Origin of the sequence: Sphingobium lactosutens, from assembly GCF_013393185.1 — a bacterium.
Lineage (GTDB): Bacteria > Pseudomonadota > Alphaproteobacteria > Sphingomonadales > Sphingomonadaceae > Sphingobium > Sphingobium lactosutens_A.
The window spans coordinates 125,831-138,042 of the sequence record NZ_QJQX01000052.1 but is presented as its reverse complement, the minus strand read 5'-3'; the positions used below and the strand labels follow the sequence as shown (position 1 = coordinate 138,042).

At 62.7% G+C, this 12,212-nt stretch carries 11 protein-coding genes; 3 read left to right on the top strand and 8 right to left on the bottom strand.

What is annotated here, in order from left to right; all coding sequences use genetic code 11:
* Positions 1-26: 26 nt before the first annotated feature.
* Both DM806_RS12680 and DM806_RS12675 read right to left on the bottom strand, forming a co-directional pair.
* The gene (locus DM806_RS12680) at positions 27-623 is read right to left on the bottom strand and encodes a hypothetical protein (protein ID WP_256869290.1); all 597 of its coding nucleotides are present in this window, start codon (positions 621-623) and stop codon (positions 27-29) included.
* Between the two features lie 186 nt (positions 624-809).
* Positions 810-1,391, bottom strand: coding sequence for a YqgE/AlgH family protein (locus tag DM806_RS12675; protein WP_372859535.1), 582 nt, complete (start codon positions 1,389-1,391; stop codon positions 810-812).
* A 122-nt stretch (positions 1,392-1,513) separates the two neighbouring features.
* Here DM806_RS12675 and DM806_RS12670 point away from each other — a divergent pair, with 122 nt between their 5' ends.
* Positions 1,514-1,996, top strand: coding sequence for a peroxiredoxin (locus DM806_RS12670; protein WP_179043551.1), 483 nt, complete (start codon positions 1,514-1,516; stop codon positions 1,994-1,996).
* Positions 1,997-2,084: 88 nt separating this feature from the next.
* Entirely contained in the window at positions 2,085-3,539 is a 1,455-nt protein-coding gene (locus DM806_RS12665) for an AMP nucleosidase (RefSeq protein WP_179043550.1), read from the top strand.
* 13 nt (positions 3,540-3,552) lie between these two features.
* Here the strand turns inward: DM806_RS12665 and DM806_RS12660 are convergent, their stop codons facing one another.
* From DM806_RS12660 to DM806_RS12640, 5 genes are all read right to left on the bottom strand, one after another.
* The gene (locus tag DM806_RS12660) at positions 3,553-4,650 is read right to left on the bottom strand and encodes a GGDEF domain-containing protein (RefSeq protein ID WP_256869288.1); all 1,098 of its coding nucleotides are present in this window, start codon (positions 4,648-4,650) and stop codon (positions 3,553-3,555) included.
* 82 nt (positions 4,651-4,732) lie between these two features.
* Positions 4,733-6,553: a M2 family metallopeptidase gene (locus tag DM806_RS12655; RefSeq protein WP_179043549.1), complete on the bottom strand. Its 1,821-nt coding sequence runs from the start codon at positions 6,551-6,553 to the stop codon at positions 4,733-4,735.
* A gap of 52 nt (positions 6,554-6,605) precedes the next feature.
* Positions 6,606-7,367 (bottom strand): alpha/beta fold hydrolase, encoded by a 762-nt coding sequence (locus DM806_RS12650; protein WP_179043548.1) that lies wholly within the window; start codon positions 7,365-7,367, stop codon positions 6,606-6,608.
* A gap of 43 nt (positions 7,368-7,410) precedes the next feature.
* Entirely contained in the window at positions 7,411-8,049 is a 639-nt protein-coding gene (locus DM806_RS12645) for a DUF2238 domain-containing protein (protein WP_179043547.1), read from the bottom strand.
* Between the two features lie 9 nt (positions 8,050-8,058).
* Positions 8,059-9,084, bottom strand: coding sequence for an aspartate-semialdehyde dehydrogenase (locus tag DM806_RS12640; protein WP_179043546.1), 1,026 nt, complete (start codon positions 9,082-9,084; stop codon positions 8,059-8,061).
* 161 nt (positions 9,085-9,245) lie between these two features.
* Between DM806_RS12640 and DM806_RS12635 the strand changes: the two genes are divergently transcribed.
* On the top strand, positions 9,246-9,956 hold the full coding sequence (locus DM806_RS12635; protein ID WP_179043545.1) for a class I SAM-dependent methyltransferase: 711 nt from the start codon (positions 9,246-9,248) through the stop codon (positions 9,954-9,956).
* An 8-nt stretch (positions 9,957-9,964) separates the two neighbouring features.
* Here DM806_RS12635 and DM806_RS12630 read toward each other — a convergent pair whose 3' ends face one another.
* A complete protein-coding gene (locus DM806_RS12630; RefSeq protein ID WP_179043544.1) occupies positions 9,965-12,187 on the bottom strand; it encodes a S9 family peptidase in 2,223 nt (740 codons plus the stop codon).
* Positions 12,188-12,212 lie beyond the last annotated feature (25 nt).

Here is a 12,212-nt window from a genome sequence, read left to right as displayed (position 1 = left end):
ACACAATATAAAGTTTTCTTTATGTCCTAATCCGCAGGTCCGGCCTTGGCCGTGGGCGCCTTTGGCGCGATCGCAGTGGTGGTCGCCGGCGCCGCCAGCGCGACATTTTGCGCCGGTTCTGCAGAGGCCGGTGCCGTCGCGGCCTGTGCGATGCGGACGACGTCGTCGCAGCGTGCGCCGTTCAGGCGCGGTGCGATGCCGGCCGCCGCCGTCAGCTTCAGCAGCGATGCCCGGTCGGCCGGCAGGGCCGTGGCGGCCATAGCCAGCGATTCCAGATCACGGCAGGCCAGGCCGCTCACTCCCGCGCCATAGCTGTTCGAAAGGCTGATGACATAATCATCATAGGCGTCCAGCGCCTTCACCGGTCCCGCCGCATCGATGAAGTGCAACCGAAGCGCTTCATTGACCTCCAGCAATGCCGCCCGCTTTTCCCGGACGAACCGGTTATAGGCGGGCAGGAAATCATTTTCCCCCGTGCGGCACCGCAGCGCCGACACCATCAACATCACTTCGAAATTACGGATCTGTGCGGCTTCTGCGGCCGCATTGTTCCAGCAGGTCGACGCCGTCGCCGGGGCGAGCGGCATCGTTGCGGCAAGCGCCGCGATCACAAGCTTATTCATGAGAACCCCCGTTCAATTGCCCCAGGGTGACAATCATGTCCGGGGAATTTCCACTATCCAAACGGGAATGGTTAGCGGAAATTTACCGCATTTGGTTCAGTTACGTTCAGGGAATAATCGGCCGATCGGTAGCTTTGTTGCGATACCGAAATGATCCTGTTTTCCGGAAAAAATGGATCGGGTGTTTCAGGCCGAGCCGGCGCCACTGACCAGGTGAGTCGAATCGACTCCCGCCGCCGCAAAGGACGCCGCCCATTTACGCCGCGCCGGAGTGTCGAACAGCAATTCCGGATCGCCATCGGCGAGGAACCAGCTTTCGCCCGTCAACTCCTCCTCCAGCTGTCCTGCCCCCCATCCGGCATAGCCCAGGGCGATCAGATAGCGGGCCGGGCCGCGTCCCTGTGCTATCGCCTTCAATATGTCCAGCGATCCCGACAGGCCCCACCGGTTGCCCACCGTGACCATATCCTGCCCGCCCCAATCGAGCGAATGGAGCACGAAACCGCGCCGTGGTTCCACCGGGCCGCCGCGCAGCACCGGCACGTCCGGCACCTGGCTGCCGTCAATATCGAAGCTTTCGAGCAGGTCGCGCAACTGCACGCCCTCCATTTCCTCGCCGACGGCGATGCCCAGCGCGCCTTGCGCATCATGGACGCACAGCGCAATCACGGAATGATCGAACCGCATGTCCTGCATGCCGGGGAGAGCGAGCAGGAAATGCCCGCCATAGAAAGGCGCCTCTGTCATGAGGGGAATATAGACAGCCATGACGGCTTGCCAAGGACGAGCGACCGCACCGACGGGGCGCCGCGACATATTCCGGCTCCAGCGTCTTGACAGTCGGTCCCCCAGGCCCGACCTCCCGCGCGTCAAAGGCCAGGAGACAAGTCATGACCATTTCCAAGGGCGATCGCCTTCCCAGCACCACCTTCACCAAGATGACCGAGAATGGCCCCGAAGCCGTTCCTTCGGACGATTATTTCGCGGGCAAGACCGTCGCCATCTTCTCGGTGCCGGGGGCATTTACCCCGACCTGCTCGGCCAAGCATCTGCCCGGCTTCATCGAGAAGGCGGAGGCGCTCAAGGCCAAGGGTGTCGATGAAATCGCCTGCACCGCCGTCAATGACGCCTTCGTCATGGGCGCCTGGGGCAAGTCGGCCGGCGCCGAGGGCAAGGTGACGATGCTCGCGGACGGCAATGCCGATTTCGCGCAGGCCGTCGGCCTGACCATGGATGGCAGCAAATTCGGCCTGGGCACGCGCGGCCAGCGCTTTTCGATGGTCGTCAAGGATGGCGTCGTCGCCGAACTGAACGTCGAGGCGCCGGGCGACTTCAAGGTTTCCTCGGCCGACCATATGCTCGAACAGCTCTGAGCCGGCTGTTGCGCGCCGGACCGGCAAATCCGGCGCGCAGCATTTTCAGCGTCTTCCTTCCGTCACGCAAAGACGGTAACAGGGGGCGATGACACAAAGCATCGGCAGCGCAACGGTCGCGCAACTCGACCGCATCTATCAGCAATCCATCGAAAATCTGCGCGATGCCATGCGGGCCTATGCCCGTGATGGCAGCATCCCGCCGGCGGAGGCGCGCACCGAGCGGCGCTTCTGCTATCCCGAATTGCGGATCACCCACCATAGCGACAGCAACGCTCCACCCCCGGGCCGTTCCTTCGCCCGCCTGTCAAAGCCGGGCCGCTACGTCACCACCGTGACCCGGCCCGCCATGTTCGCCGACTATCTGGCGGAACAGATCGACCTTCTGGTCCGCGACTATGGCGTGGAGGTCGAAACCGGCCTCAGCGATCAGCAGATCCCTTTCCCCTATGTGCTGGACGGTCTGGACATCAGTGCGCTCGACGGCACCCCGCCAACGGAACTGGCCCGCTATTTCCCGGCGACCGAACTGGCCGAGATTGGCGATGAGATCGCGGATGGCCTTTTCATGCCCGATGCCGACGGCGACCGGCCCCTGGCGCTGTTCGACGGGCTGCGCACCGATTTTTCGCTGGCGCGCCTGAAACATTATACCGGCACCCCCGCCGAACATGTGCAGCGCTATATATTGTTCACCAACTATCACCGCTATGTCGATGAATTCGTTGCCTGGGCCTGCGCGGAACTGCAGCGGGAAGGCAGCCGCTTCACAGCCCTGTCGGGCGCCGGCGGCGTCTATGTGACGCCCGAGACGGCGGACCCGGCGGGGATGATCGCCGACAGCGCCTGGCGCAAGCATCAGATGCCAGCCTATCACCTGATCGCGCCCGATCGCAGCGGCATCACCCTGGTCAATATCGGCGTCGGCCCCTCCAATGCCAAGACGATCTGCGATCATCTTGCGGTCGTCCGCCCGGAAGCCTGGCTGATGATCGGCCATTGCGGCGGCTTGCGTCCCAGCCAGCGGATCGGGGACTATGTGCTGGCCCATGCCTATTTACGCGATGACAAGGTGCTGGACGACATGCTGCCCCCGGAGATTCCGGTACCGGCAATCGCGGAGGTGCAGGTCGCGATGGCGACGGCGGCCGAATCCATATTGGGCGGCAATAATCCGGAGGATTTCAGGCGCCGCCTGCGCACCGGGACGGTGGTGACGACCGACGACCGAAACTGGGAATTGCGCTATTCCAGCTCAGCGCTTCGCTTCAGCCTGTCGCGGGCGGTCGGCATCGACATGGAATCGGCGACCATCGCGGCCCAGGGCTACCGTTTCCGCGTACCCTACGGCACCCTGCTCTGCGTTTCGGACAAGCCGATCCATGGCGAACTCAAACTGCCGGGGCAGGCCAACCGCTTCTACGAGGAAGCTATCGCCGGCCATCTGCGCGTCGGCCTCATGACCTGCGAATTGCTGCGTCAGGAAGGTGCGAAGCTGCACAGCCGGAAGCTGCGCGCATTCAACGAACCGCCCTTCCGGTAAGGGAGAGGCCGGGTCAGGCTGCGGATCGCGCGATGCTGACCCGGTTCTTGCCGTCCTTCTTGGCGGTGTAGAGGGCCTCGTCGGCGCGCGCGACCATGTCCTCCAGCCGGGCGTCGCTTTCCCTCAGTTCCGCGACCCCGAAACTGGCCTCAAGCCGTGCATGGGGCACGCGCGGGAGCAGCAGGTGGCCGGTTTCGACGCGCACCCGTTCCATGACCTCGGCCGCCATGTCGGCATCGGTGTCGTGCAGCAGCAACCCGAACTCGTCGCCGCCCATGCGCCCGACAATATCCCCCCTGCGCACGGCAAGGGTCAGGAGTTGGGCGAAGCCATGCAGCGCCTGGTCGCCGGCGATATGGCCATGGCTGTCGTTGAGCAATTTGAATCCATCCAGATCACAGACGACAAGCGCAAGCGAGCGATGATGGCGGCGCGCCTGCGCTATGGCACGTTCGGCCGCCTCATCAAGCCCACGGCGATTGAGCACCTCGGTCAGGGGGTCATGCCTTATCTGCCGGCGCAATTGTTGCGCCAGATCGCCCGCAACGACCAATATGGCCGCCACCCCGGTCCCGACATAGATGGACGGCATGAACAGGCTAAGGATCGCGCGGTAGAGTTCCTTGCCTTCATCCGGCCCGCGGATCAGGACGGCCGACCCCGCCAGGGCCATTTGCCCCAGGGCGAAGGCAACCAGCAATGCGAAAAAGGCGACCTCCGGCGACGTGAAGCGTCTGTCGCGGGGCCAGAGCGATATCGCACTGATCGCCATCAAGACGCCGACATAAGCGGGGATGATCATGCCCTGCATCGCCTGGCTGCCGATGGGTGAAATGGCGATGCTGGTCGCGACGATGGCGACGAGCGCCGGAATGGCGAACAGCCGGACCGATGCGGTCTGGCCCGACCGTTGCCGGATGCCGATCGCCAGCAACGTGGCGCTGCTGACCAGGCCGATCCCGGCAAGGATGAGCAGCGCACGGCTCTGGAGGAAATAGCCGCCCGCATTGGCCAGCCATTGCAGCATGGCGACGGCATAGGACGCCGTCCAGGTCAGCACATGCTTCTGGCGCCCGAAATGCAGCCAGGCGACCGCCATGGCGACGGCCATGACGACGCTTGTTCCAAACAACAGGGAAAGAATAACGGCCGACACATTCATGCGCCGGCCGTTTACCAAGATTTACTCGCTTTTACCAGCCGCAGGACTTGCCTTTATTTTGCGTAATCAACCACTTTTGCAGGGGAGCAAAGTAATTGACGAGCGCCTTGCCCGACATTTCACGGCTGCCGGTGAACGCCTGCAACGCGTCGGGCCAGGGCTTTGACGCGCCCATCTCCAGCATCGCGTTAAGCTTCGCGCCTACTTCCTTGTTTCCATAGAAGGAGCAGCGATGAAGCGGCCCTTTCCAGCCTGCCTTTTTGCACGCCGCCTCGTAAAATTGGAACTGGAGCACGCGCGCCAGGAAGTAGCGCGTATAGGGCGTGTTGCCCGGGATGTGATATTTGCCGCCGGCGTCGAACTTCGTCTCGTCGCGGGACACCGGCGGGATGATGCCCTGATATTTCAGGCGCAGGTCGGTCCAGCTTTTTTCATACTGGTTTTCCGGGATCGACCCGTCGAACACGCCCCAGCGCCATTTGTCGATCAGCAGGCCGAAGGGCAGGAAGGCGACCTTGTCCATCGCCTGGCGGAGCAGCAGGCCTAGATCCTTGTCCGTGCCCGGCACCTTGGCGGGGTCGAGCAGGCCGATCTTCACCAGATAGTCGGGCGTGATCGACAGCGCGACGAAATCACCGATGGCTTCATGGAAACCGTCATTGGCGCCATCCAGATAGAGCGGCTTCTGGATCTGGTAGGCCCGCTGGTAATAATTATGGCCCAGCTCATGATGGATCGTGACGAAATCGTCGCCATTCACCTTCGTGCACATCTTGATGCGTATGTCGTTCTTGTTGTCCAGATCCCAGGCGGAGGCATGGCACACAACCTCGCGATCACGCGGCTTTACGATTTGCGAGCGATCCCAGAAGCTTTGCGGCAACGCCTCGAAACCGAGCGAGCTGTAGAAGCCCTCGCCCGCCTTCACCATCTTGACTGGATCATAAGCTTTGGCCTTGAGCAGGTCGGTTACGTCATAGCCCAGGTCGCCCGCGCCTTCGGGTGAAACGATCTTGTATATATTGCCCCATTCCTGCGCCCACATATTGCCGAGCAGGTCCGCGCGGATCGGTCCGTTTTTGGGCTGGACCGCGTCGCCATATGTCTCGTTGAGTTTGGTGCGGGTGTAGCAATGCAACTCGTCATAGAGCGGCTTCACCTCGGCCCAGATCTTGTCGGTCAGCTTGGCGAAGTCATCGGCCGGCATGTCATATTTGGACCGCCACATTGCGCCGGTGTCGGCAAAGCCCAGTTCTTTGGAGCCGGCATTGGCGATGCTCACCAGCTTCGCATAGTCCTGCCGCATCGGCGCGCCGACATTGTCGTGCCAGCTGACCCACATTTCCTTCAGCTCTTCGGGGTTGCGGTTCTCCCCCATCTGCTCTTCGATGTCGCTGCCGTTGATCGGTTGGCCCTTCAGCGTGCCCTTGCCCTTGCCATAGGCGGACTGCAGCTTGGTCGCGAGGTCGTTGAGTTCCTCGGCTGCGCCCGGCGTGGTCGGCGCGGGCAGCGTCAGCGCGGTGCGCAGCAGCGTCAACCGGCGCTTCGTCTCCTCGCTCAGGCCCGGCGCGGTAGCATATTTCGCGGCTTCCAGCGCATAGTCGACCCGTTGTTTGGTATCGATCGCGCCGAAATAGGAGGCGATCGCGTCCGTATCGTCGGTGATATAGGTCGCGTTGATCCACGCGGCGCGGCCACTGATGATGGATTGGTCGAACAGGCTCTTCTCTGCCTTCGTGAGGAAGGCTTCGGCGTCAGCGGCGGTCGGCGCGGTAGCAGGCGCCTGCTGCGCCATCACCGGCGAAGCAACGAGGGCGGCCGCAAGAGCGGCCAGCGAGATAGCGATTTTCATGGGGTTCCCCTTATCGGTTATAAGGGGAAGGTGGCTTGGTCCGGCGATACAGTCAAGCGGTCAGAAAATCGACCATCGCTTGCCCCAGTTCCTTGCGGGTGACGGCATTCATATGATTGCCGGGAACCTCCACATACCGACCGTTAGGCAATATCTCGACCAGCTCCTGCGCAATTCCATTATCCTGATCGTCCGCCCCGCAGATTACTTCGGTCGGCTGCTGGAAGCCGGCGATCGTCGCTTCATCGGTGTCGACGAAGGTATTGAGGATGTGCAGCATCGCCACCGGATCGCCCTTGGTGGTCTTGAGGAAAGCCTCGGTCATCCATTCGGACGTGCCGCGCTCGAACGTGCCGAGGTTGGTCAGGACATTCTTGTAATAACCGCCTTTGTCCAGCGTCTTCACCAACCCGCGCAAACCCATGCCTGCCAGGATGACGCGGCGCGGCGATGCCCCACGCGCCAGCATCCGCACCGTGGTGCGCGCACCCAGCGAATAGCCGCCTAGATCATAGTCGGTGAGGCCCATCTGCTCGACCAGCGCCAGATTGTCGTCGGTCAGCGCGTCGGGCGGATAGGCGGTCGCGCTGTGCGGCTTGGCGCTCTCACCATGGCCGCGCAGGTCCGGCAGGATCAGGCGGAATCCGGCCTCCACCAGTCGGGCGGCATGACCGTAGCGGATCCAGTTGGTGAAGGCATTGGAGAAATAGCCGTGGATCAGGACAAGGTCGCGCCCCTGCCCGACCACATGCACCGCGATGGGCAGCCCGTCTCGTCCCTGGATGTCATGGCGTTCGATCTGAAGGTCGGTCATCGGACAAGTCCTTGTCTGGCGGGAACGGCTTGCCGATATGGCGTCAGCCCCTGCGGCGCAAGAGTGCGATGACAGCGAGCGTCGATCCGATCTGCGCCATCGCCATATCCTTCTGCGCGTCCCAGATGTCGCCTTGCTGGCCATTATAATAGTCGGCGGTGTCGCCGGCTGCGACAACCGTCAGAAGCCATTCGAATATCTCGTAGACCGCGCTGCCGAGGCCGATAGCGGCAAAGGCGAAGGTCAGGCTCCATGGCCACGGCAGGCCGCCATGGCGGCGCGCGCATTCCGCAATTGGCAAGGTCAGCAACGCGCCGAAGCTGAAATGGACCAGTCGGTCGAAGCCGTTGCGCGTCATGCCGAAAAGGCTGGAGATGTCATGACCGCTGATCGTCCGCGCCCAATCGTCATAGGGCACATAGCTGTATATCCAGCGTGCACCGAGCGTGTGGAGCAGTAGGAACAGCCAGAGACAGGCAAAAGCGGAGGTTGAAAGTGGCCATCGCCGCAACAGCCACGGGGCCGCGAATATCAGCGCAACCGTCGGCCCATGCTGGAGCGGCGCGAGATCGGGATAGGGCTGTGCGATATTGGCGAAGCCGATGGCGGCCAGCAACAGCCAGATCATCCGGCGCTGCGCGAACGGAATGGCTTTCCACATCGCGACAGCGCCGAAGGTCATGCGGGCGACTTAGCCCTTCTTGAGGTGACGACGGCCCAGCAGTTCGGCGATCTGCACCGCGTTCAGCGCCGCGCCCTTGCGCAGGTTATCACTGACGCACCAGAGCGACAGGCCGTTGTCCACGGTCGAATCCTCACGCACGCGGCTGATGAAGGTCGCATAGTCACCCACGCATTCGACCGGCGTGACGTAACCGCCATCCTCGCGCTTGTCGACGAGCATCACGCCCGGCGCTTCACGCAGGATGTCCTGGGCTTCCTTGGCCGAAATCTCGTTTTCGAACTCGATGTTGAGCGCCTCGGAATGGCCGACGAACACGGGCACGCGCACGCAGGTCGCCGTGACCTTCACCTTAGGGTCGAGGATCTTCTTGGTTTCCGCTACCATCTTCCATTCTTCCTTGGTCGAGCCATCGTCCAGGAAGACGTCGATATGCGGGATTACGTTGAAGGCGATCTGCTTGGTGAACTTCTTCGGTTCGGCCGGATCGCCGACGAAGATGTTGCGCGACTGTTCGAACAGCTCGTCCATGCCCGCCTTGCCCGCGCCGGACACCGACTGGTAGGTGGCGACGACGACCCGCTTGATCTTCGCGGCATCATGCAGCGGCTTCAAAGCCACGACCATCTGTGCGGTCGAGCAGTTAGGGTTCGCGATGATGTTCTTCTTCTTATAGCCGTCGATCGCGTCCGGGTTCACTTCGGGCACGACCAGCGGCACGTCCGGGTCCATGCGATACAGCGAGCTGTTGTCGATCACGACGCAGCCGGCCGCCGCCGCCTTGGGCGCATACTCGGCCGTGGGGCCGGAGCCTGCGGCGAACAGGGCGATGTCCCAGCCGGTGAAGTCGAAATGTTCGATATTCTTGCATTTGAGCGTCTTGCCTGTGTCACCGAAGTCGACATCGGTGCCATGCGACCGGGCGGATGCAACCGCCGCGATCTCGTCAATCGGGAACTCGCGTTCGGCGAGAATGGTCAGCATCTCGCGGCCCACATTACCGGTGGCACCAACGACGACGACCTTGTAACCCATGACTAAACTCTCCACTCATATGCAATATTGCGGAGTGCGCGCCATAGCGATACTGCGGCGTTTGTCCAGAAAGAAGGGCTTGTCCGTCAGATAGCGTGCAAATAGCCGATCCACCGCAACAGCCCTCTCCCGCTTCACTCCTGTCACCGGATTTTACGTCGATGCAGTCAACGCCGCTGCCGCCCTTGCCCCAGCGCTGGTTCCACAGCTTCCAATTTCCCGATGGCGAATATGTCGACGGCATAAAGCCGCTGGAGTCGCTGCGCGAGGAAGCGGATCAGATTTTCACCATGCCGATGGCCGGCCGCCGGGTCCTGGACATCGGCGCATGGGACGGCTTTTTCTCGTTCGAAGCTGAACGGCGCGGAGCGGCTGAGGTGCTGGCGACGGACCATTTCTGCTGGTCGGGGCCCGGTTGGGGCGACAAGAGCGGGTTCAACCATGCGCATGCCCGCTTCGGGTCCAAGGTCCGATCGCTCGACCTGGATGTCGCCGATCATCGGGTAGAGAAACTGGGCCAGTTCGACACCGTGTTGCTGCTCGGCGTTCTTTACCACGTCACCGACCCCTATCGGACGCTGCAGGCGGCCGCCGCGATGAGCCTGGAGCATCTGGCGATCGAAACCGTGACTGCCTTGCGGCATGAGCCAGTGCCCGCCATGCGCCTTTTCACGGAGCTGGAGCTTGATCGGGATGCGACCAATTTCTGGGCGCCCAATATTCTGGCCTTGCGCGAAATGTGCCGACGCTTTGGCTATTCGCGCTTCCAGGTCGTGCCGGAAGCGCTCGACAATCAGGGCTGGCGCAGATGGGCCATGCCCTTCCGCAGGAAGGATCGCTATCGCCGGGCGATCTTCCACGCCTGGCGATAGCTGCTCCGTCAGTCGGCGGCGGGGCCGCCGGCCCGTTTGGCGAGGAAGTCCTCGATCGTCCGCCAAAGATGGACGCTGATGCCCGGCCCGCCCACGCGGTGGGTCTGGCCGGGATAGGCCATCATCTCGAACGGCACGGCCGCACCCTGCATCCTGGCCATCAGCGCGGTCGCATTGTCGAACACGACATTGTCGTCCGACATGCCATGAATCAGCAGCAGCGGATCCCTGATCTTCACCGACTCGTCCACCGCGCCTGATGCCGGATAGGCGCTGGGCTTGTCCTGCGGCTGGCCGAGATAGCGCTCGGTATAATGGGTGTCGTAAAGCTGCCACCTGGTCACGGGCGCGCCGGAAACGGCGGCGGCGAAGACGCCCGGCGCCTTCTCCAGCAGCTTCAGCGACATATAGCCGCCATAGGACCAGCCATAGGTCGCGATCCGCCTGGGATCGACATAGGGCTGGGCCTTGAGCCACTCGACCCCCTTCAACTGGTCCTCGACCTCCACCGTGCCCATGGCGCGATAGAGGTGATCCTCGAACGCCTTGCCGCGATCGGGCGTGCCGCGATTGTCGATGGCGAAGACGATCCAGCCGCGATCCACCAGATACTGGTTGAGCGCGCCGCTCCATGTGTTCGTCACCTGGCGCCCGCCGCCCGGACCGCCATAATGGATCATGAAGACCGGATAGCGCTTCCCCGGTTCCATCGGCGGGGTCATGATCTTGGTATAGAGCGTCGTGCCGTCCGATGCCTTTACGGTGCCGAAGGTCGTTTTTACATGGCTGGCGACATAGGGCGCATAGGGGTGGCTGCCCGTCAGTGCATTTTCCGAAAGCCACTGCAACTGCTTGCCGCTGTTGTCGGCGAGATAGACCTGCTTGGGCTGGTCGCTGTTCTGCCGAGTGACGACGACGCGGGTCGCTGCGGCGTCCATGACCGCGTCGTTCCACCAGCCTTTCTGGGTGAGCGCCATTGCCGGCCCCGGCTTGCCCAGCGGCGAGACGTAAAGCTGCTGCTCCAGCGGCGTTTCGCGATTGCCGGTGAAATAGATCAGTTGCTTGGCCTCATCGACGCCGACCACATCGCGCACGTCCCAGTCGCCGCTGGTAAGCGCCGTCCATTTGGCGCCATTCACGCGATAGAGATGACCATGGCCGCTCTTTTCCGACCACCAGAGAAAACTGCCATCCTTCAAGGAATGGAAATTGTTCGAAAGGTTGATCCAGCTTTTCGCGGTCTCTGTCAGCGCGATCTTCGCCTTGCCGGTCGCCGGATCTACGGCCAGAAGGTCGAGCCGCTTCTGGTCCCGGTTCTCGCGCTGGACATACAGCGTCTTGCCGTCCTTGGACCAGTCGACGCGGGCGAGGTAGATATCCTTCTCGGTGCCCAGATCGACCTTCACCTGTCCCGAACCATCAGGCTTCATCACATAGAGATCGACGATGGCGTTGAGCGTGCCGGCGGCAGGGTAGCGCTGCTGATAGACCTTGGTCCCCTCCCCGCCGATCGCGGTGCGGGTGACGATGCCCACCGGGCTTTCGTCGACACGCGCGACTGCGATGCGGCTGTCATCCGGCGACCACCAATAGCCGGTGCGGCGGTCCATTTCCTCCTGCGCGACAAACTCCGCGACGCCCCAACTGATCGTGTCGCTGGCGCCCTGCGTCAACTGGCGTTCCGCGCCACCGATGGGCTGGGTGAAGAGATTGCCGCCGCGCACGAAGGATACGAACCCGCCTTTCGGGCTGACTACTCCGTTGAGTTCGCCATCCGGCGTGTCGGTCAGGCGCGTGACCCTCCCATCCAGCGCCGCGAGATAGAGGTCGCCATCGACGGGCACGAGGATGGACTTGCCGTCCGACGACCAGTCATAGCTGGTGATACCGGTGCTACCTGCGACGCTCCTATCGCGCTCGCGCTGCATCTTTTCCGCTTCGCTGAGTTCCGCGCCGCTGCCGGTCTTCTTCGAATCGACCAGCATCCGCTCCGCGCCGGTCTTGCTGTCGATCGCCCAGAGGTCGAGCCGCTCCTTCTCGTCGGCGCGGGGCTTGAGCAAAGTCACCAGCGAACCGTCAGGCGACAACTTCAGTGCCCGAGGTTGCGGCCCGGCCAGATCGGGGCTGGCGAAGACACGCTCCAGTGTCAGCTTTTCCTGGGCCTGCGCGCAAGTTGCGGAAATCAGCAACAGCGCGCCGATGGCTGCGCTGCTCTTCAGATAGGGGGGCATGCTCGTCCTTTCCGGTCGGCGCGCG

What these genes read in the sequence shown, in the direction of transcription:
- DM806_RS12680 (WP_256869290.1), bottom strand. Translation starts at nt 623, where the DNA reads ATGAATAAGCTTGTGATCGCGGCGCTTGCCGCAACGATGCCGCTCGCC.
- DM806_RS12675 (WP_372859535.1), bottom strand. Translation starts at nt 1,391, where the DNA reads ATGGCTGTCTATATTCCCCTCATGACAGAGGCGCCTTTCTATGGCGGG.
- DM806_RS12670 (WP_179043551.1), top strand. Translation starts at nt 1,514, where the DNA reads ATGACCATTTCCAAGGGCGATCGCCTTCCCAGCACCACCTTCACCAAG.
- DM806_RS12665 (WP_179043550.1), top strand. Translation starts at nt 2,085, where the DNA reads ATGACACAAAGCATCGGCAGCGCAACGGTCGCGCAACTCGACCGCATC.
- DM806_RS12660 (WP_256869288.1), bottom strand. Translation starts at nt 4,650, where the DNA reads ATGGCCGTCGCCATGGCGGTCGCCTGGCTGCATTTCGGGCGCCAGAAG.
- DM806_RS12655 (WP_179043549.1), bottom strand. Translation starts at nt 6,553, where the DNA reads ATGAAAATCGCTATCTCGCTGGCCGCTCTTGCGGCCGCCCTCGTTGCT.
- DM806_RS12650 (WP_179043548.1), bottom strand. Translation starts at nt 7,367, where the DNA reads ATGACCGACCTTCAGATCGAACGCCATGACATCCAGGGACGAGACGGG.
- DM806_RS12645 (WP_179043547.1), bottom strand. Translation starts at nt 8,049, where the DNA reads ATGACCTTCGGCGCTGTCGCGATGTGGAAAGCCATTCCGTTCGCGCAG.
- DM806_RS12640 (WP_179043546.1), bottom strand. Translation starts at nt 9,084, where the DNA reads ATGGGTTACAAGGTCGTCGTCGTTGGTGCCACCGGTAATGTGGGCCGC.
- DM806_RS12635 (WP_179043545.1), top strand. Translation starts at nt 9,246, where the DNA reads ATGCAGTCAACGCCGCTGCCGCCCTTGCCCCAGCGCTGGTTCCACAGC.
- DM806_RS12630 (WP_179043544.1), bottom strand. Translation starts at nt 12,187, where the DNA reads ATGCCCCCCTATCTGAAGAGCAGCGCAGCCATCGGCGCGCTGTTGCTG.